Consider the following 19299-nt stretch of genomic DNA (forward strand, 5'->3'; position numbering starts at 1 on the left):
GTGCGGGTGGAAGAGGCCACGAACCAGGGCCGCCTTGACATGGCGGTGCTTTTTGAGGGCAGGTGTTATCTTTTCGAATTCAAGGTAGTGGATGATAAACCTGAGGGCAACGCGCTTAAACAACTAAAAGAGAAGCGCTACTTTGAGAAGTATCAGGGGAAGTGCGAGAAGATCTGGCTCATCGGGGTTGAGTTCAGCAAGCGCGAGCGGAACATTGTTTCTTTTGAGGTGGAAGAGATTTCCTGAGATCGCCACGGCGACTACGTCGCCTAGCGATAGGTAAAAGGCAAAAGGCCAAGGGCTATAGGAAAAAGGCTATAGGCTAAGAGCTAAGGGCTAAAGGGGCTTCCAGTTTTGTCTTTCTGAGTCACCCTTCTTTGTCATTCTGAGCCAAGGCCCTGAGCAACAGGCGAAGGGCCGGTGAAGAATCCACCAACCGATTTGTGGATGCTTCGGTCGCTTCGCTCCCTCAGCATGACAGGGTAGAGGGAGGATGCTTTGTGTTCCTTCAAAGTGATGGTGGAAGATAGATACTCTGAGCACTTGGTGCCTTCAAACGATAGCTTAAAAAGCTTCTCGCGAAACGGGTAAAAAGGCGCTGACCATGGGCCAGCTCCTGAGATCTACTTCTTTACCCCCAGAATGATTTTAGACCCCCCGGTGGGAGTTAGTTCTTTGGTTACGTCGCTAAAAAAACGCCTGAAAAAAGGCACTTCATCCCGGGCAAAGGAGCGGTTTTCCGGGGAGCCCATGCTGGCCAGCCGGATATAATAAAGCATCTTGATAAAGGGGTGTTTGGGTTCACAGTGTTCCATCATAACGAAGACGCCTCCTGGCTTAAGCACCCTTTTTATCTCGGCAAAACAGGCCTCTCTTGTTTGGGGTTGGAGTTCATACATAGCGTGTGAGCACGTTACGGCGTCGAAACTTGCGGCGACAAAGGGAAGCCTTGCCACATCAGCCAGGACAAAATGCACGTTTGAAAGCTTCTTTCTCTGGGCTTTTTCTCGGGCCTTGTTAAGCATGCCCTGAGAAAAATCTACCCCCACCACCAGGCTCTCTGGCCCAAGCATTTCTCCAGCACAAAGGGCCACGGCGCCGGTGCCCGTACACAGGTCAAGGAGTCTTCCGCCTCTGGGGGCCTTTGACCTTTCTACGATAAGACGTCTTAAAAAGGCCCTTTTGTCCTGGCTGTGAAGGGCAATGATACGATCGTAAAAGTGAGAGAAAATATCGTAATACTTGCGCCTGAAGCGTCTCATGCTGTCCTCCCAAATAGGTTCCTTTGTTTTAGATAACCCTGTGCCGGCCTTGAAGTAACTTCCCACGGGGCACAATACTCAAAGGGAAGGTCTGGATTCTTGCACCCACAAACCCGCACGCTTATGCCATAGGCCTTGCCTATTTCACGAAAGAGCTTATATCCCTTTTTCCTTATTTCAAGGCGGGCAAGTCTGGTGCGTGCCGAGGTAATACAATTGGTGTAGGGCTCCCCCTTAAAGGCCAGGTGGATTGGTCGCCAGATATCTGGCGGAAGCCTTTTGGGCATCTGTCGGGCAAGACCTGGACGCAGGACAAGATAACTCACCGAGACTTCAGCTACCCCGGCCCCAGCCAGATGCCGCATAAGGGACTCTATGGTCTCAGGGCTATCCGTTATCCCAGGAATCACCGGATCAACCCGCACCTGAGGGGATAGCCCCAGGCGAGCGGCCTTTTCTACCTGGCGCAGGCGCAAGAAAGGAGAGGCGGTGTGTGGCTCAAACAACTTGTGGTAGGAAAGATCAAGGCTTACCAGGCCAAAACGCGCTTTAACCAGTCCCTGATACTCGGCAAACAAGCTCCAGCACTCTTTGGGGATACGCCCCTTGGTGAGAAAAGAGACCATCACGCCGTATTTCAACAAAAGCTCCATGGCCTTGAGGGTGGTTTTTAAGATTGCACCATGGGGCTGAAAGGCATCGCTTGCTGTCGAGAAGGCAGCGGCTTTGGGTAAACGAGCCCTAAGCTTGCCCCTTGCAAGCTCCTGCCGTAAAAGCTCAGGCAGATTGGCATAAAGGTGTACTTCTTTTTGTGGGGTCTCTGGAAAGGTGCGTGCGTAGCAATAAACACACTGGTGCAGGCAGTTTCTGGTTACGTTGACCGCAGGGATCCCCTTTAGGCAACCAAAGGCCGGGGCTTTAAGCACTGCTGACTTTCGGTTAACTGCCACCACCTGCACCAAAACAAATTTACCGCTCAAGAAGTAAAACACAAAATTATGGTTGGGATCCGTTCCCATTTTTCAATCCGAAAAATGGGAACGGATCATGTTGATTAAAAAATGCTCCCTGTCATAGAAATCAGCAGACAAAGTATCCTGCTGCCTTTTTAGTTTAGCTCACAGGGCCGCGGTTGGTGTAATTGGTGTGCAGTAATTCGTGGGCCAATTCACTGCCTGGTTCTCCTAAAAAATCCTCATAAAGAAGCTTCACTTCTTCGTTTAAGTATGAACAGCGTTTTTGGGCGGCTTCGTCACTAGTATATAGGCTGGCAATACGAGCTTTAAGGAGCTCTTCTGTGGGAGGGACTTCTGTTCTTGGTTGCCCGCCACCTCCAATACAACCACCATAGCAGGCCATAAATTCCACAAAATGCCAGTTACGAGGATTTCCTTCTAAAATCAGTTCACACACAATACGACAATTTTTAAGGCCGTTGGCAACGGCAACGTTAAGAGTTTTGCCATCTATCTCCAAAGTTGCTTCTTTAATTCCCTCAAGGCCCCGAACAGGAGCAAATTCTAAAAGGGTTTCTGGTGGGTCTTCATTGGTGATCAAATAATAAGCGGTGCGCACCGCAGATTCCATGACACCCCCGCTTGCTCCGAAGATACGGGCAGCTCCAGTATCTTCTCCCATGAAAGAATCATAGTCTTCTTCGGGTAGGCTGACAAAATCAATGTTTTTTGTTCTCAACATCTTTGCCAACTCACGAGTGGTCAAAACTAAATCTACATCAGGGCCAATAGCTATATTTTGCCAGTATTCTGCAGCCGCACGCATTTCAGATCGTTGGGCTTCGAACTTTTTGGCAGTGCAAGGCATCACGGCTACCGAAATAACTTTAGCAGGATCTAGCCCCCGTTTTTCTGCATAGTAAGTTTTCACCATGGCTCCTACCATCTGTTGAGGTGATTTACATGAAGAAAGATGAGGAATTAGATCTGGATAAAAATATTCAACAAACTTAACCCATCCAGGGCAGCAAGAAGTGAACATTGGCAAAGGATGTTTTCCATAAAGGAGCCTATCGAGAAATTCTGTCGCTTCTTCCATAATCGTAAGGTCTGCTCCGAAATTGGTATCAAAAATCGTATCAAAATTAAGCCGACGCAATGCCGCCACGAGCTGGCCTTCGGTCCACTCTCCAGGTGTTAAGCCGAATTCTTCTCCTAGAGAAACCCTTACTGCAGGAGCTGTTTGAACTACTACGTGATATTCGTCACTATCAAGATATGAAAAAGCTTTATCTGTTTCGTCCTTTTCTTGTTTGGCAGGGGTTCCGTCTTTACCCGGGCAATAAAGGGTACACTGCCCACAATTCACGCACACTATTTCTCGGGCTATTCGTGGATCCCAATATCCCCATACTGCTTGCTTTTCAAGACACACGTCGCGACAGATACCGCATTGTCCATGTTTGCAATAAGAATCAATATGTACAATAGAGGGATTGTCTTCTGCCACAGGGACGATTGATCCCAGGTATCCTAAAAGTTGGCCGTTTCTTTTAGCATAAGCCTTATTTGCTCCATTTAGTCCGAAAATAGAAGTTCCAGCAATAGTTGCTAAGGTGATACCACTTGCGCCTTTTAAAAAACTTCTACGAGAAAATCCTTTCTTTTTTGCCATAATTACCTCCTCATGTTTTTTCTAAGTTAGGGAATGGCACCTCTGCAGAAATTGTGCCAGAGAGTATTAATAGGAGCATTTTTTAGTGAACATTTCTTTCGGGATCCGCTCCTATTTTTCGTTTCGAAAAAGAGGAACGGATCCATAGCGACATCTGGCATTAAATGCCTTCATTAATAGAAGACTTTTCAAGTTAGAAATGTAAACGACTGATATATTAAGAGAGAGATTTGGAAGCCTTATACGGTTGTTCATTCCCACTGATCGCGGAAATTTTCCAAAGGCTTTATGAGTTGAAGAATATGATAAAAAATGTCGAGGACAACAACTTTGTCGAAAGTTTAAGATTATTAGCCAGGGCATTAAACACCTGGCATCGATGAGCCGTTCCCGTTTTTTGATCGAAAATAGGAACGGATCCTTAACGACGTTGGGCTTTTAAAGTCTTAATTAATAGGAACGGATCCCTGCGTTTGGGCTTACGATATTGATCGCGGCAACTTTGCTAAGATTCTAATAGTCTGGGAAATTGTAAAGCAAAGGTGGAACGATTTTTTGGCTCTCATGAATAAGAGAAGGACGACCTAAAAGAAATCCTTGAAGATAGTGTACCCCCAACTTTTTTAATAGTTCAGCTTGTTCGTTTGTTTCAATATGTTCTGCTACTATTTTGAAGTTTTTCATTTCAGCAATTTCTATTAAAAAATGAAGTAGTTTTTTGTTAAAATTATTAGTTGTGATATGTTTAATGAATGTGCCATCTACTTTGACTATGTCCCAAGGAAATTCTTTTAAGAGACTAAAGTTAGAGTGATATAGTCCAAAATCATCTAAAGCAATTTTGAATCCTTGGCTTTTTAGTTTATCTAGAAATTTATATAATTTTTTTCTGCTAAATTTTTGTTGAGATGGGTGTTCGATTAGTTCAAAGATAACTTTATTTTTGTCAATTGAAAATTCTTTAAGGTATTGTTTTAGATCCAACAATAAGCGTTCGAAGAGATAATCAATCGATATGTTTATAGAGGTTGCTGATAGTTCTTTATGTTCTGATAAATAATAAAGAGCTTTGTATAAGATTACTCTATCAAGATCTGTTCTAAAGCCAAGGCGTTCAATTATTTTCATAAAATGGCTGGGGGTTAGTATACCTTTTTTGCTTGCTAATCTTGCTAATACTTCATAAAAAATTGGAAAAAGCCGCTTTGAATAATAAATAGGCTGTAAAGCGAAGCTGATTTCTCCTATTGTTATTTTTCTTGAGATTTTTAAGTATGTAGCTAAAATTTGTTTTGTTTCATTTTCTTTACGGAGTTCTTCTGTTAAGTATTTTTCTTCGATATTGTTATTTTCAATATTATAAATTGATGTGTCTAAAACCTCTTCTATATCGGTATTGTGAAATATTCTACTGACAAATATTGAAACTTTAACTGGTAAGCAGCTCCCTTTTATGGGAAGTGGTCCGTGTAGTGTGTTATATATTTTTTCGGCGAGTTTTTTGCAGGTCACTTTCGTTATTTAATATAGCTACAAATAAATCTGGACATAAAAATGAAATAAATCGAGCATTTTTTAAAATAAGATCTATCTTTTTTGCAACTCTCTGAAGATAAAAATCTGATATTTTTAGGCCATAGTTTTTGCGAATGTCTAAGTAGTTTTTTATTTTAATGACAATTATAACTACAGGTAATTCTTGTGAGGTAATTATCTTTTTTAAGTTCTTTTTGATTTTTAAAGAAGAATTTATGTAAAGACGGTTGCCCATCTTAGCCATATTCGCTGATATTTTCGTTGGAAAACTCCTCTCTTTATCCTTCCTTTTCGGCAAAAAGAGAAAGTTACTCTATTTGCACTCCTTTCCTGAATGTCACGTTCATGTTAATTTTGCTACCATGAGTTTTTATCCGTTTTCAGCCATAGTGGGCCAGGAAGAGGTAAAGCTTGCCCTCAAGCTTGCTGCGGTCTCCAAGGATGTCCGCGGGGTCTTACTTTGTGGCGAAAAGGGCACAGGCAAGACCACCGCGGCCAGGGCCCTGGCGGCCCTTCTTCCGCCTTTATCTTCTGGAAAAAAGGCGCCCTTTGTGAATTTGCCGTTAAACGCCACCGAAGAATCCCTTTTTGGTACGATTGATCTCGAAAAGACCTTGGCGCAGGGGAGGCCCTTTTTTCAGCCTGGGCTTATTTCTCGGGCCCAAGGTGGGGTGGTTTATATCGATGAGGTAAATCTCCTTGCTGATCACCTGGTAGCCGCGCTCCTTGACGTGGCTGAGTCTGGAGAAATAATCGTGGAAAGAGAGGGGTTTTCTTTGCGCGAGAGCGCATCATTTGTCCTCATTGGTTCCATGAACCCGGAAGAGGGCTCCCTGCGCCCGCAGTTTCTCGACCGCTTTGGTCTTTGTGTCCTGGTTACCCACGAAGAAGACCCTCTTCTGCGGGCCGAAATAATCAAACGGCGCCTGGCTTATGAAAAAGACCCCAAGGCCTTTTGCGCCTCCTACGAAGACCAGGAAAAGGCCGTCAGGGAAGAAATAATTCAGGCCAAAGAACTCTATCCCCAGGTAGCCCTCCCAGGGAAAATTAAGGTACTGATTGCCGAACTGGTAAAAGAGGCCAATGTAGCGGGCCACCGGGCAGAGCTTGTGCTTGCCGCGGCAGCGCGCGCCCATGCCGCGCTCTCAAATCGCAGAGAGGTAGCTGTGGAAGACCTTGAGGTCGTGGCCGAGATGGTGTTACGCCATCGCCGGCGGGAAGTCCCTAAAAAGGCCAAGCCCAAGGAAAAAGAACCTAAGGACCAACCTCAGACCCAACCAAAAAAGCAAAATAAGCCTGAAAGGCAAGGAAATCACAAGCATTCTGAACCGCCCAGGCCGCAAAAAGAGCCAGAAGACCTACGCGGAGACCAGACGAAAGAAGAAAAAGGCCCTCCGCAGGAGCTAACCCCTCAGGACGGAAAAGATGAGGTCCACGAGATCGGGGAGATCTTTGCCGTAAGACCCCTTGAAGAGAAAATACGTACTCGGTCAAAAAACATTGTTTCAGGCAAGAGAACAAAGGGTTTGGGTCAGCGGGGGCGTTTTGTGCGGGCGGTTGTCCCCAAAGGCCCGGTAAAGGACATAGCCCTTTTGGCCACCCTTAAGGCCGCAGCACCTTTTCAGGCCCTGCGAGGGGTAGGGGCTGGCGAGCGGCTTGTGATCAAGACCGATGATCTGCGTGAAAAACTGCGCAAGGCCCCCAGGGGGCGGCTCCTTGTCTTTTGTGTTGATGCCTCGGGTTCTATGGCTGCTGAGGCCCGCATGCGGGAGACCAAAGGCGCTATCATGAGTCTTCTTCTTAACGCCTACCAGAAACGAGACCGGGTGGCCATGATTGTCTTTCGCGGAAAAGAGGCAAGGCTTGTGCTTCCGCCCACAGGCTCTGTGGAGCTTGCGGGAAAGCTTTTGCGGGATCTCCCTGTCGGGGGTTCAACCCCCTTGCCTCATGCCCTGTACTTTACCGCTAACTTTTTGCAGAACACCCTGCGCAGGGATCCTGCGCTTGCGGTGAGCGTTCTTTTCATCACAGATGGGCGCGGAAACGTCTCTTTTGGGCACGGAAAGCCTCAGGAAGAGATAAACGCTTTCGCCCGGAGGCTTAAGGAGTTGTTCCCTGAAGTTAATTTTATCATGGTGGATACAGAGACAGGCCTTGTGCGCCTCGAGATGGCCAAGGAACTTGCCCGAATTTTGGGGGCGAGATACTTCACTCCAGAGGCCTTAAGGGCTGAACGCTTAGTCGAAATTGCCCGTAGCCACACTATTGCTGGAGCACAAGACAGGTGACCTTTATCTTTAATTTGTTGTGATCTATAAGTTGGAGAGGTTGTAGAGGGGCCGAAAGGTAAAAGGCGAAGGGCTAAGGCTAAAGGTGAAAGGCTAAAGGTGAAAGCGAAGGGCTAAGGGTGGTCAGCTATCAGTGAGCAGTGATCGGTGATCGGTAAGAGGTAGAGGTTCTAGAGGTTGTAGAAGTTCTAGAGGGTTCCTGAGATCGCCACGGCGACTACGCCACCTCATGATGACGGGTGTGGGGCGAGATCGCGCGGGCATACAACGCCAGACATCGTTGGGGATCCGTTCCTATTTTTCGTTTCGAAAAAATAGGAACGAATCCCAGAAAGCATTATCGACTAAAACATGCTCCCATTAATAATCAAGGAGGTTTTAGATGAAACGCTTTGTATATCCCTTTGCCGCTATTGTGGGGCAGGATGAGATGAAACTTGCCCTCATCTTGAATATCATCGATCCCTCGCTTGGGGGAGTACTTATTCGTGGTGAAAAGGGGACAGGCAAATCAACCATCGTGCGCTCCCTGGCGGACATCCTCCCTGAAATAGAAGTGGTTGAGGGGTGTCCTTTTTCCTGCGATCCTTCCCAACCTGAGGAATGGTGTCCTGAGTGCCAGAGACGCTTTAAAGAAGAAGGCAGCCTTCCCAAAATTCGTCGCAAGGTGCGGGTGGTGGACCTTCCCCTTTCCGCTACCGAAGACCGCTTGGTAGGCACCATCGACATTGAACGAGCCTTGAAAACCGGGGAAAAACACTTTGAGCCCGGCATCCTGGCGGCTGCCCACCGCGGTATCCTTTACGTGGACGAAGTAAATCTCCTTGAGGACCACCTGGTGGACCTCCTGTTAGACGTTGCCGCCATGGGGGTAAACTATGTGGAGCGCGAGGGCATAAGCTTTACGCACCCGGCTCGCTTTGTGCTGGTGGGTACTATGAACCCTGAAGAGGGCGAACTTCGCCCTCAGCTCCTTGACCGCTTTGGCCTTTGCGTACAGGTAGAGGGTTTGAAAGACCCGAAAGAGCGCGTGCGCATTATAGAGCGTCGCATGGCCTTTGAAAATGATCCCGAGGCCTTTCAGCGTGAATTTGCCGCGGAAAACCAGGCCCTTGCCGAGCGTATAGTTAAGGCCAAAGAGCGCTTAAAAGACATATCCCTTCCCGATGAAATGCTTTATGAAGTGGCCAAACGCCTCATTACGCTAGGTATTGATGGCCATCGCGGGGACCTGACCGTTATCAAAGCAGCCCGGGCCCACGCTGCCTTTTGTGGGCGCGATGAGGTAACCGAAGAAGACCTGAAAGTGGCTGAGGCTATTGCGCTTCCTCACCGCCTGCGCCGTCGTCCCTTTGAAGACGTGGGGTTTTAAACAGGATATTTTTTTAGAAATAATTACGGGGCAGGCAAGGAAGTGTCAGACAGGGGTAAGTTGTCATCCTGAGCCTAAGGCGAAGGATCCGTATCATCGACCTGTGGATGCTCCGGTACGCTGTCTTCTTGATAGAGCTATACTGAGACCAAGGGATCCGTTCCCTTTTTTCGAAACGAAAAATAGGAACGGATCCAAGCGTTTGTGTTTTGCAATACTGATTTCGGCAATTTGGCAAAGGTTTATACTGGTGGGATGGGATAGAACATTTTAATTGGGAGTTCCATAGCCACCGTGGTCCCCCTTCCAGGAGAACTGAAAAGATGTAATTGGCCTCCGTGGGCTTCGACTACTTTTTGGGCATAAAAAAGCCCGAACCCAGTTCCTCCTGGTTTGGTAGTAAAGAAAGGAAGAGTGGCTTTTTCAAGGATATCCTTTGGCATTCCAACGCCTTCATCTCTAATTACCACGGCAATAGTGTCATAACATAGCTTTGTCTCTAAATAAATTTTTCCTTCTTTTTCTTTCATTGCTTCTTTTGCATTTTCAAGGACTTCTTTAATCGCTTGCTTGAGTAATTCTTCATCAAGAAACATTTCCGGTATATCAGGTTCTAAGTTGACTACTAACGAAATGTTATCAGGGAGATGTCTTTCAAATTCTTCAGCTATTTCTTTAATCAATTTATTGATATTACATAATTTTAGTTTTAATTGTAATGGTTTGCAAACAAATGTAAGCCTTGCCATGAATTTTTCCAGTCTTTCTACTTCATGGATAATGGCATTTAAATATGTATGTACTTTAGGTGGTAAGTTTTCAATTTTTCCAATTTTGCGGCATAGTCCTCCAATAACAAGAAGAGGATTTCTGATTTCGTGGGCTAAATGTGCGATAATATCAATGTTTAGTTTTATTCCTTCTAGTTGTTGTAATCTTCTTTCATATAAGTTTTTTTCTCTAAGTATTGTTATAACTTCCCAGAATAGTTTAGCGCCTAAATGATCTATTACTTTGGTGTTTTTAGGTTTGGTGCGGTATATTTCTTCTAAAACTTCATCAGAGCCCGTAAGTTCAATTATGAGATCAATGTGGGGAAATTTTTTAAAAAATTCTTTGTAATCAGTGGTTACAAAATAGCCTTTTCTTTTAGCGTATAAAAATCCAGGAGCTTTGGGATTTATATCGGCAACTCCCAATATGTTGAGGTGCAAGTGCTTGGGTTCATATTCTTCCAACAAGGATAATAGTTCTCGGCAACCCTTCCCACCGCCAACTATAACTACATCTACTTCGTAAGGTTCATGCAAAGGGGTTACCCCTCAAAGCAATTTATTAACAGGAGCATTTTTTAGTCAACATTCCTTCCTGCATCCGTTCCCATTTGTTAGTTTCGAAAAAAAGGGAACAGGGATCGGTCGGGCTTTTAATGCCCGTTAATAAATATCTTTTATCATAAAATGAAAATTTGGTGGAAGATTTTTTAAGGTCAAGGGGCTCCGTTCCTATTTTTCGTTCTAAAAAATAGGAACGGAGCCTGTAACGAGTTTTTGCAAAGCTCTCGAAATATGTACGAATCTGCTTAAAGTTTGAATTTTTTAAGAGATGCCTCAAGTGTAGCTGCCACTTTTTTCAAAGAATGTGATGTCTGCTGGACTTCATGGGCGTTATTGGCAGTTTTTTCTGAGATTTTATGCATTTTTTCTGCTAAGTTAGCAATTTCGTCTGTTTCTTCTCTGGTGCGCTGGGCTTGATCACTTATTTCCGCAACTGTTGCGGTTTGCTCTTCAATACTTGCGGCCACTGAGGCTGCCGCTTCTACTATCTGGTCCATGGTTTCTCTGGTGTTTTCAATGGCCTCAGAGACCATTTTGACGTGGTTTTGTAATTCATATACAATGCGGTCTATTTCTTCTACTGAATCTCCTGTCTGTTTGGCCAATTCTTTGACCTCATTTGCTACTACGGCGAAGCCTTTGCCTGCTTCTCCTGCTCTAGCAGCCTCTATAGATGCGTTTAATGCTAGTAGATTCGTCTGATCTGCAATAGTGCCTATCAATTTGCTAACTTCTCCAATTTTTTCTGAGGCCTCTACTAAATGTTTTGAAATACTAGAGGCATGTTCTAGTTTTTCTCGTGCTTCTTGAGCTATTTGGGTGGAATTTGATGTGTTTTTAGAAATTTCATTTATAGCTGTAGTAATTTCTTCTATAGAAATAGCCATTTGCTTGACAAATTCTTTAGCCTGTTCGGCAAGCTTGTATATTTTTGTCGAGCTTGTTTCTGCTTCACCTGCAGAAGATGCCATTTCGTCTGCTACCTTTTCCATTTTACTGGCGTTTTTCATGAGTTTTTCTGATGCTTCTTTTGTCTTTAAAATCATGTCATTTACTTTGGTAATGGCTTCTCTAAGTAGGTTTTGAATTTGACTTATTTCGTCTTTATCATTGGTTTGTGAGATGTTGTCAATAGATAAGTTTCCTTTAGCAATGTTTTCAATACTTTTGTTTAGTGTAAGAAATTTCTCTTTTATGAAGTGGTTGAGGAATCGGCAGGTTGATAAGCTAAAAACAAAGCATATGGCTATTATGCTTATTATAATATTTAGGTAGGAATTCATTTTTTCTTCTAAGGATTTTGCCTGATGGTTGATTTTTTTGTTCATCTGGCTTAATATGTTCTGTATTTCAGATTCCAATAGTTTTTCTGACGTTTTTAGGTTTTTTGAGGCTAAATTTTTTGCCTTTTTAAGCTCAATAATTTTTCTTTTTGTTTCTATTGTTTTCTTGGTTTCTCTTACCAGTTTTTTGCTGTTTTCTTTGATTTGATTTATTGTTGCGATGTCTTCCCTGGATAGTTTTATAAGTATCTTGTTTATTTTTTGTTCTAAGGCATTTACCTGGCTTATCCTTGGTGTCAGGTAGTCTTTATCTTCTATTGTGGTAATTTGGGGGATGATTGTCATCAGCGTTGCACAGGCGTTTTGTAATTCTTTTAAATTGGAAATAGTCGGATAGTCTTCGTTTAGTATTTTTTGTATGGCTATTGTTGTTTGGTTTTGGTTTCTGTTGTTTATCACTTTTTGGTTTTCTATTAACATTTTTGTTTCGATGTCATCTATTGTTTCTAGGAGGGCTTTCCTTAATTTTGCAAAAATAAGAGTTGTTTTTCTGTTTTGATCTTTCCAGTTGTTTTGTTCTTTTATGAGTTCTGTTTTAAGACGGGCTAGATTAATAAGTCTTTGTTTTGTTGCTTGTATAGCTTCCTTTGGTAATAAGTTTTCTAAGTCTTTTAATAATTTTTCGGCTTTTTGTAAATTGATATTTATTTGTTGTTCGCTTTTAGCATTTGCTATTTGTTCAGAGATTGCTTTTAATGCTTGAATCTTTTGAGCAGTATAGATTGGCGATGTTTTTTCGTCTTCATCGCTAATTAGTGTCGCAACAGAATGAAATCCTGTTATGCCTAGCTTCATTCCTTTGTAAGATACTAGACCAACTATGGTAAATGATAAAATTGTAATTAAGAAAAATATGCAAAGAGTTTTTAAAATTCCTAATTTACCTATAATGCTTTTCATTTTTACTACCTCCTATAAACTAACAGGTTTGAATTTTCCGTTTTTGATTTCTGTAATATAGACCTTTTCAAATCCCTGATGATCAGTAGGCGAAAATGTTATTTTGTCATTAAGCCCTGGATCAAAACCTTTTAAGCTTTCTGCGGCGCGAATTATACTTTCACGAGTAAGAGGGCCTTCTTCGCTTGCTTTTTTGAGTATTGCTACCAAGGTCTTTGCTGCTAAAAATCCTTCAAGACTTACGAAGCCCGGTTCAAAGTCTGGATGATAACGTTCCATGATGCGTTGATATTCCGCTACCGCGGGGATAGAAGCATCCCATGGGAAAGGAACAACCTGCGTAATCAGGACACCATCTCCTTCCTTTCCTAGTTCTCTGGCAAGGGCTTTACTTCCTACAAAGGAAATATTGATGAATTTAGCATTTTTTAATCCGAATTTTTTGGCAGCCTTTATAAAAGCAGCACACGGTTTGTAAGCTCCAATCAAAACAATGGCTTCTGGTTTTAGGAGACTCATTTGGTATGCTGCTTTTTTAACAGCGAGAGTGTTGCGGGGGTAGGTAGCCTCTCCGAAAATGGAAAGGCCCCGTTTTTCCATAGCAATCTTTAGGCCTGCAAGGCCAGCCCTTCCAAAGGAGTCGTCCTGGTAAAAAATGGCTATTTTTTTGAGCCCAAGTTTGTCAACTAAATAATGGACCATGGCTTCTGTTTCCATGTAGTAAGAGGCACGAAGGTTAAATACATGGCGCTTTACGGGATTTCTTAAAAATTCAGCGCCTGTAAAAGGGAAAAAGAAGGGAATTTTTTCCCTTTCGATAATAGGGACTACTGCCTTTGAGGTGGGAGTGCCTACGTATCCAGCAAGAAATAAAACCTTGTCCTGGTTTATTAAAAGTTTGGTATTGGTTATGGCGGCGTCTGGCTCATAGCCGTCGTCACGCACCAAAAATTTTATTTTTTGGCCGCCTATTCCTCCGTTTTCGTTTACATACTGAAAATAAGTTTGGAATCCTTTGCTGTATTCCTTTCCCAAGAACTTGGCCGGCCCGCTTTGGGCGTTTGACGCCCCGATCAAGATTTCACCCCAGGCATTTCCGGAAAAACACACTAAAAGCCCCAGCCATAACCAAACAAGCTTTCTCATAAAAATCCTCCTGAATTACTATTCTTTATTTCTTTTCGTCTCAGAGGGATTAAATGTTAAAAAGGCCAGGAAAAGTTCCTTGGAGTCTCAGCGCAAGGCATTATAATGAGCAGAAGAATTTTCAGGAGGTTTTTTTATGCCTATAGCCACCATCGAAGAGGCATTAGAAGATATCCGTGCCGGAAAAATGATAATTGTTACCGATGACGAGGATCGCGAAAACGAAGGTGATCTCGTCATGGCTGCGGAAAAAATTACTCCTGAGGCCATAAACTTTATGGCCAAGTATGGCCGCGGGCTAATTTGCTTAACCCTTACCCAAGAAGATGCCGAAAGGCTTAAGTTGCAACTTCAGCCGCGTCGTCATGGCACAAAATTCGATACCGCTTTTACAGTGTCTATCGAAGCCCGTTACGGCGTAACCACAGGGATTTCGGCTTATGATCGCGCTCATACCATAAAAGTCGCAATTGATCCTAAAAGTGGCCCAGAAGACATCGTAACCCCCGGGCACATTTTTCCCATTATTGCCCGGGAAGGGGGCGTTCTAGTAAGGGCAGGGCATACCGAGGCTTCGGTGGATTTAGCACGCCTTGCGGGCCTGCGCCCTGCAGGGGTGATTTGCGAGATCATGAATGACGACGGAAGCATGGCCCGTATGCCTGACCTTGAAAAGTTTTCCGAAGAGCATGGTTTAAAAATCGTCACGATCAAAGATTTAATTGCCTATCGCTTGCGTAACGAGTGCCTAGTCAAGCGGGAGGTAGAAACAAGGCTTCCTACCCCGTGGGGCGAGTTCAGGCTCATTGCTTATACGAATCTTATTGACCCCTTTACCCACGTGGCGCTGGTGATGGGAGAGGTTACAGATGAGCCTTTGCTAGTGCGGGTTCACTCAGAGTGTCTTACAGGAGACGTTTTTGGTTCCTTGCGTTGTGATTGTGGCCCCCAGTTAGTACGGGCACTTGAAATGATTTCAGAAGAAGGGAAGGGCGTTTTGCTTTACCTTCGTCAGGAAGGAAGAGGCATAGGGCTTCTTAACAAACTCAAGGCGTATGTGCTCCAGGACCAAGGAAAAGACACTGTTGAGGCTAATGAGGCCTTGGGATTTAAACCAGATTTAAGGGATTATGGCATTGGGGCTCAGATTTTGAGGGATCTTGGGGTGAAAAAAATGCGCCTCATGACTAATAACCCCAAAAAAATAGTCGGTCTTGCAGGCTATGGCCTTGAAATCGTGGAAAGAGTGCCTATAGAAATAAAACCCCATGATGAAAACTATCGTTACCTTAAGTGTAAATGTGAAAAAATGGGACATCTATTGACGATCTTTCAAACTAACAAAGCATAACGGAGGCAATATGGAATATCGCGTTCTAGAGGGTGAATTCAAAGGGGAAGGCTTAAAATTTGGGATTATCGTAGGACGTTTCAATAGTCTTATCAGTAAAAAGTTGCTTGAAGGGGCTTTAGATGCCCTTTCTCGTCATGGAGTTTCTAAAGAAGGTGTTGATGTGGTCTGGGTGCCAGGTTCTTTTGAAATTCCGTTAGTGGCCAAAAAGCTTGCTTCTTCGCGCAAGTATGACGCCATCATTTGTTTGGGAGTTATTATTCGGGGGGCAACGCCTCATTTTGATTATGTGGCAGCAGAAGCCAGCAAAGGTATAGCCCAGGTTATGCTTGAAACCGAGACTCCTATTGCCTTTGGTGTGTTAACCACGGACAATATCGAACAGGCCATTGAGAGAGCCGGGACCAAAGCCGGAAACAAGGGCTTTGATGCCGCTATGGTGGCTCTTGAGATGGCTAATCTTTTGCGCAAACTCTAATGGGTGTACGAAGAAAAGCACGCGAAATAGCGGTTCAGATTCTTTATCAGGCCGATGTAGCCGGAGTGCCCTTTAAAGAGGCTTTTGCAACCTATGAAGGCTATTTTAATCCTTCGCGCAAAGTCCTTGAGTTTGCAAGAGAATTAGTCGATGGGGTAGCCCAGCATCAAAAACAAATAGACCAAACCATCGAAGAATTTTCCAAACACTGGAAGCTATCACGTATGTCCGCTATTGATAGGAATATTCTCCGTTTGGCCACCTATGAATTACTCTTCAGAGAGGATATCCCGCCTAAAGTGTCAATAAACGAAGCCATCGAACTTGCAAAGGCCTTTGGCACAGACGAATCCGCAGCTTTTGTAAATGGTATCTTAGATGCTATTTATAAGAAAAAACTTAAAGAAAGCTAGCTTTATTGGCAAAATCCTTTTTGAAACTCTTGCCAATTTTTATTGTGTGGATTTTTCTGTATCATATGAGAGATAATGCTACAGGCTTTTCTATAGTTTTTGAGGTTTAAATAGCACACAACTAAATTTTTAGCGATAATATCATCGTTTTTAATTCTAGATGCTTCTTCTAAAACTTTGCAAGCTTTTTTATAGTTGCTATTGATTAAATATATAGCCCCTACGTTATTCAATATGTCAGCCTTTATTTCATGAGGTAGGTTTGGTTCTGATAAAGCTTTTTGGTAGAAATATAAGGCTTCTTTAAATTGTTTATCTTTCCTTTTTTCTTCTGCTAAAGCTAATAAAGTCTTATAGTTTTCCGTATGAACTTCTTTTGCCGGTTTAATATAATGCAGATTGTCTTGATTGTGATGATCATATACTTCCTCTCTGTAGTCCTTCATTAGTGGTGCTTGTGCTGTATTATGGTTTGAATTTTGTAATAATGTTTTATTAGTTTTGTTTTTTGTGGTTAATTTCTTGTTGTTTTTAATGGTATCCTTTTTCTTTCTTGTTTTAGTTTCTTTGACTTTACTTGTATTTATGTTGTTTTTTGAGGCTGTCTTTTTCTTTTTTGCCGTACTAGCGATATCTTTCTTTATTATTTTTTTATGGCTTTCTGTCTTTGATTTTTCTTTTGCTAATAGGTTTGTTTTTTCTGTGGTTCTCTGGTGTTGAGTTCTGGTTATGGTTGAGTTTTTCTGATTATATGCTTTGTTTGCTAATAAAATACTTATAATTCCAAGCATTATAGATATGCATGTTATTACTGGATAAATTTTTTTTCTTCTTTGTTCTTTTCTTTTATTTATATTGCTTTCTATTTTTTTATTATTGTTCTCCAATTTTTTGATGGCTTCAAATAATTTGCTCATTTTACTATTTTATTATTGACGCTTTCATCAAGATAACAAGTTCTACTTTTGATCTGGACTCTTCTTTTGCTTTAAATAGATCCCCGATAAGTGGTATTTTTGATATGCCAGGCACGTATGTTTTTTGATCGCTGTTCTTGTCCATTATGAGTCCACTTATAACGATCATGTCATTATCTTTTGCATTTATGACCGTACTTGTTTCTCTTAAGTTAACGTCTGGTAATGTTATTTCATAATTATCGATTTTTGATGTTTTTAGTTTTATGACGTCACTTTTTATTGGGACAATGTTTAATGTTATTTCGTTATTATCACTAATATGTGGAGTTACTTTAAATAGTAATCCATCAAATACTGCGCTTGTATCCACTGTTGTTTCTACTGTAGTTACACCGTCATAAGCTGTTGTTTGTCTATCTATTTCCTTAATATATGAAATTGATTTTCCTATTCCAATTATTGCTGGTTGTCCATTTAAGATTCTGATTCGAGGATTAGAAACAATTTTAATTGTTCCGTATTGGGCAATAGCTTGGATTATAGAATCAAAATAAGGTGTTCCTCTTAAATTTAAGACTAAACTTTTGCTGTCTTGCCACAAAAAGCTTGTGCTACTTGTTAGATGTAGAGTGTCTTTTAAATTATTGTTTAAAATGACTTGCCAGTTAATGCCATATTGAAATGTCTTTTCAAGATTTACCTCAATAATTTTAGCTTCTATCAGAACTTGTTTGTTATATTTTTGTTTTATTTTGTTTATTAACTTTGTAATTCGGCGAATATTTTGTACTTTATCTCTTACATATATTGTTCCAGTATACCTATTTATAGTAAAAATTCCTTTGTCTGATAATAGTTTTTTGATATTTTCTTCTATTGTTGTGTAAATATCTGTATTTTTCGCATTTAAATCACCTTTTATTTCTATTTTGCCTTTTAGTGGACTTATTATATTATTTTCTTTCCCTTGATTGTTTCCTCCGGTATTGCCAAGTACGTCTCCTCCCAATTCAAAGCTTGCTCCCCTCAAACCTGTCAAAAAATTTAAATCAAATATTTTTTCTTCATATAGTGAAATGAAGATTATTCCGTTTTTTATATAATATGCTACTCCTAGTAAGTCGGTTATTATGTTTAGTGCTTGTCTTAGTGTTATATTTTGAAGTTCTACTGTTATATTTTTTCTTTCAGGTGGTAGTTCTTTTACAACATCATCTGTTATTATTAAGTTTAATCCTGCAATTTTGGCTATCGCTAATAAAAGTTTTTTGTAATTTTCGTTTTCTACTGATATATTAATTTTTTCTGTATCTAAAGGAGAAAGATTCTTGAAGGAAATTTGTGGAATTTCTGTTTTATTATTCCTTTTTGTTGTCTTTTGTTTATTAATTTTCCTGTCAGGAATTAAGATGTAATTGTTGTGAATTTTTTCTTCCACTTTAGGCTGGTGGGTTGATCCGCATGAAGTGATAAAGCCTATAATTATGATTAAAAGGATTATTTTGCTAAATTTTAATTGTTTCACCGAGTTTTACCTCTATATATTTATTTTTTACTTTTAAGATTACACTTTTGTTTTTTATTTTAAAAATTTTTATGTTGTTTGTTAATTTGTATCCTTCATAGTAAATTTTTCCGTTTATTATGCATGCTTTCTGTTTTTTTACTGATATTATAGTAGTTAGAGTAAATGTTTTTTCTAATTGTGGTCCCTTTTTTTCTTCTATTTCTTTCTTTAGAAAAGAGATATTACCCGCTTTCTGGTATTTTTTCTGTCTACTTTCTTTTTTCCATTTAAGGTAGATGAATTCTTCGTTACGAATTTTTGGAATAAAAGGGCTTTTTTGTAAAATTTTTATCAAGTATGAGCTTATTAGTATCGTTGTAATTATATATGGTAGCCATATGATAATTATTTCTTTTCTATCTTTAAAAAACAATTTTTCTGCCCTTTATATTTATTTTTTTATTTTTTTTAAGTTCAAAGCTTTTTACAAACGTAAATGTTTTTTCATTGTATAGGTAAGATAGTTGTTCATTTAAATCTTGTGTCGTTATGTTTATTTTAAAATCGATTTCTTTTGGTCTTTTTATATTCATCTCTTTTATTTTTTTAAGCGATTTTAATTCTTTTGTTAAGTGTTTCTCTTCTTCTATTAATGTTGAATGGTATTGTGTTGTATTAAAATTTTTATAAATATTATTGATAACTAAGTATGTACTCAATAGTAATACCAGGCAACTAATAACTATTCCTGCTATTTCTCTTTTATGGATTATTATTTTTTTCATACTACCTATTTATTTCCGCTTTGTTCTCGA

The 19299-nt window shown here is 41.1% G+C and carries 18 protein-coding genes; 6 read left to right on the forward strand and 12 right to left on the reverse strand.

Annotated elements, in window-relative coordinates; translation table 11 throughout:
* On the forward strand, window positions 1–246 hold a 246-nt coding region (locus tag H528_RS0105690), incomplete at its 5' end, for a PD-(D/E)XK nuclease domain-containing protein (RefSeq protein WP_028845807.1).
* Between the two features lie 377 nt (window positions 247–623).
* Here H528_RS0105690 and H528_RS0105695 read toward each other — a convergent pair.
* The 5 genes from H528_RS0105695 to H528_RS0105715 form a co-directional block, all read right to left on the reverse strand.
* Complete coding sequence (locus H528_RS0105695; RefSeq protein WP_022853373.1) at window positions 624–1262, reverse strand: class I SAM-dependent methyltransferase; 639 nt, start codon at window positions 1260–1262, stop codon at window positions 624–626.
* Window positions 1259–2254, reverse strand: coding sequence for an SPL family radical SAM protein (locus H528_RS0105700; protein WP_218969823.1), 996 nt, complete (start codon window positions 2252–2254; stop codon window positions 1259–1261). The genes H528_RS0105695 and H528_RS0105700 overlap by 4 nt, the downstream gene beginning before the upstream one ends.
* Before the next feature lie 121 nt (window positions 2255–2375).
* Window positions 2376–3893 (reverse strand): [FeFe] hydrogenase, group A, encoded by a 1518-nt coding sequence (locus H528_RS0105705; protein WP_022853375.1) that lies wholly within the window; start codon window positions 3891–3893, stop codon window positions 2376–2378.
* Between the two features lie 513 nt (window positions 3894–4406).
* Window positions 4407–5405 carry an EAL domain-containing protein gene (locus H528_RS0105710; protein WP_022853376.1) on the reverse strand — a complete coding sequence of 333 codons (999 nt, stop codon included), beginning with the start codon at window positions 5403–5405 and terminating at the stop codon, window positions 4407–4409.
* A complete protein-coding gene (locus H528_RS0105715; RefSeq protein WP_084677658.1) occupies window positions 5371–5673 on the reverse strand; it encodes a diguanylate cyclase domain-containing protein in 303 nt (100 codons plus the stop codon). The genes H528_RS0105710 and H528_RS0105715 overlap by 35 nt, the downstream gene beginning before the upstream one ends.
* 118 nt (window positions 5674–5791) lie before the next feature.
* Here H528_RS0105715 and H528_RS0105720 point away from each other — a divergent pair, with 118 nt between their 5' ends.
* A complete protein-coding gene (locus H528_RS0105720) occupies window positions 5792–7717 on the forward strand; it encodes an ATP-binding protein (protein ID WP_028845809.1) in 1926 nt (641 codons plus the stop codon).
* Between the two features lie 382 nt (window positions 7718–8099).
* Complete coding sequence (gene bchI / locus H528_RS0105725) at window positions 8100–9089, forward strand: magnesium chelatase ATPase subunit I (RefSeq protein ID WP_022853379.1); 990 nt, start codon at window positions 8100–8102, stop codon at window positions 9087–9089.
* A gap of 242 nt (window positions 9090–9331) precedes the next feature.
* Here bchI and H528_RS0105730 read toward each other — a convergent pair whose 3' ends face one another.
* From H528_RS0105730 to H528_RS12880, 3 genes are all read right to left on the reverse strand, one after another.
* On the reverse strand, window positions 9332–10399 hold the full coding sequence (locus tag H528_RS0105730; protein ID WP_157608148.1) for a two-component system sensor histidine kinase NtrB: 1068 nt from the start codon (window positions 10397–10399) through the stop codon (window positions 9332–9334).
* A gap of 272 nt (window positions 10400–10671) precedes the next feature.
* Complete coding sequence (locus H528_RS0105740; RefSeq protein ID WP_022853382.1) at window positions 10672–12669, reverse strand: methyl-accepting chemotaxis protein; 1998 nt, start codon at window positions 12667–12669, stop codon at window positions 10672–10674.
* Window positions 12670–12681: 12 nt separating this feature from the next.
* Window positions 12682–13815: an ABC transporter substrate-binding protein gene (locus H528_RS12880; protein WP_022853383.1), complete on the reverse strand. Its 1134-nt coding sequence runs from the start codon at window positions 13813–13815 to the stop codon at window positions 12682–12684.
* Window positions 13816–13951: 136 nt separating this feature from the next.
* On the opposite strand from H528_RS12880, the gene H528_RS0105750 reads away from it, so the two are divergent.
* Genes H528_RS0105750 through nusB form a run of 3 tightly spaced genes read left to right on the forward strand, consistent with a single transcriptional unit; the run spans window position 13952 to window position 16057 of the window.
* Window positions 13952–15166 carry a bifunctional 3,4-dihydroxy-2-butanone-4-phosphate synthase/GTP cyclohydrolase II gene (locus H528_RS0105750; RefSeq protein ID WP_022853384.1) on the forward strand — a complete coding sequence of 405 codons (1215 nt, stop codon included), beginning with the start codon at window positions 13952–13954 and terminating at the stop codon, window positions 15164–15166.
* 10 nt (window positions 15167–15176) lie between these two features.
* Window positions 15177–15644 carry a 6,7-dimethyl-8-ribityllumazine synthase gene (gene ribH, locus H528_RS0105755; protein WP_022853385.1) on the forward strand — a complete coding sequence of 156 codons (468 nt, stop codon included), beginning with the start codon at window positions 15177–15179 and terminating at the stop codon, window positions 15642–15644.
* Entirely contained in the window at window positions 15644–16057 is a 414-nt protein-coding gene (gene nusB / locus H528_RS0105760; protein ID WP_022853386.1) for a transcription antitermination factor NusB, read from the forward strand. The genes ribH and nusB overlap by 1 nt, the downstream gene beginning before the upstream one ends.
* Before the next feature lie 2 nt (window positions 16058–16059).
* Here the strand turns inward: nusB and H528_RS0105765 are convergent, their stop codons facing one another.
* The 4 genes from H528_RS0105765 to H528_RS0105780 all read right to left on the reverse strand — a co-directional run bounded on the left by H528_RS0105765 (window position 16060) and on the right by H528_RS0105780 (window position 19269).
* Window positions 16060–16974, reverse strand: a complete 915-nt coding sequence (locus H528_RS0105765) for a tetratricopeptide repeat protein (RefSeq protein ID WP_022853387.1) — start codon at window positions 16972–16974, stop codon at window positions 16060–16062.
* Between the two features lie 4 nt (window positions 16975–16978).
* Window positions 16979–18502, reverse strand: coding sequence for a hypothetical protein (locus H528_RS0105770; protein ID WP_022853388.1), 1524 nt, complete (start codon window positions 18500–18502; stop codon window positions 16979–16981).
* The gene (locus H528_RS0105775) at window positions 18483–18839 is read right to left on the reverse strand and encodes a GspB domain-containing protein (RefSeq protein ID WP_022853389.1); all 357 of its coding nucleotides are present in this window, start codon (window positions 18837–18839) and stop codon (window positions 18483–18485) included. The genes H528_RS0105770 and H528_RS0105775 overlap by 20 nt, the downstream gene beginning before the upstream one ends.
* Before the next feature lie 67 nt (window positions 18840–18906).
* Entirely contained in the window at window positions 18907–19269 is a 363-nt protein-coding gene (locus tag H528_RS0105780; RefSeq protein WP_022853390.1) for a hypothetical protein, read from the reverse strand.
* Between the last annotated feature and the right edge of the window lie 30 nt (window positions 19270–19299).

Origin of the sequence: Thermodesulfatator atlanticus DSM 21156, from assembly GCF_000421585.1 — a bacterium.
GTDB lineage: Bacteria > Desulfobacterota > Thermodesulfobacteria > Thermodesulfobacteriales > Thermodesulfatatoraceae > Thermodesulfatator > Thermodesulfatator atlanticus.

Excerpts from the sequence above, each read along its gene's own strand:
- H528_RS0105695 (WP_022853373.1), bottom strand. The coding sequence starts at position 1,262 with ATGAGACGCTTCAGGCGCAAGTATTACGATATTTTCTCTCACTTTTAC.
- H528_RS0105705 (WP_022853375.1), bottom strand. The coding sequence starts at position 3,893 with ATGGCAAAAAAGAAAGGATTTTCTCGTAGAAGTTTTTTAAAAGGCGCA.
- H528_RS0105715 (WP_084677658.1), bottom strand. The coding sequence starts at position 5,673 with ATGGCTAAGATGGGCAACCGTCTTTACATAAATTCTTCTTTAAAAATC.
- H528_RS0105720 (WP_028845809.1), top strand. The coding sequence starts at position 5,792 with ATGAGTTTTTATCCGTTTTCAGCCATAGTGGGCCAGGAAGAGGTAAAG.
- bchI (WP_022853379.1), top strand. The coding sequence starts at position 8,100 with ATGAAACGCTTTGTATATCCCTTTGCCGCTATTGTGGGGCAGGATGAG.
- H528_RS0105740 (WP_022853382.1), bottom strand. The coding sequence starts at position 12,669 with ATGAAAAGCATTATAGGTAAATTAGGAATTTTAAAAACTCTTTGCATA.
- H528_RS12880 (WP_022853383.1), bottom strand. The coding sequence starts at position 13,815 with ATGAGAAAGCTTGTTTGGTTATGGCTGGGGCTTTTAGTGTGTTTTTCC.
- H528_RS0105750 (WP_022853384.1), top strand. The coding sequence starts at position 13,952 with ATGCCTATAGCCACCATCGAAGAGGCATTAGAAGATATCCGTGCCGGA.
- ribH (WP_022853385.1), top strand. The coding sequence starts at position 15,177 with ATGGAATATCGCGTTCTAGAGGGTGAATTCAAAGGGGAAGGCTTAAAA.
- nusB (WP_022853386.1), top strand. The coding sequence starts at position 15,644 with ATGGGTGTACGAAGAAAAGCACGCGAAATAGCGGTTCAGATTCTTTAT.
- H528_RS0105765 (WP_022853387.1), bottom strand. The coding sequence starts at position 16,974 with ATGAGCAAATTATTTGAAGCCATCAAAAAATTGGAGAACAATAATAAA.
- H528_RS0105780 (WP_022853390.1), bottom strand. The coding sequence starts at position 19,269 with ATGAAAAAAATAATAATCCATAAAAGAGAAATAGCAGGAATAGTTATT.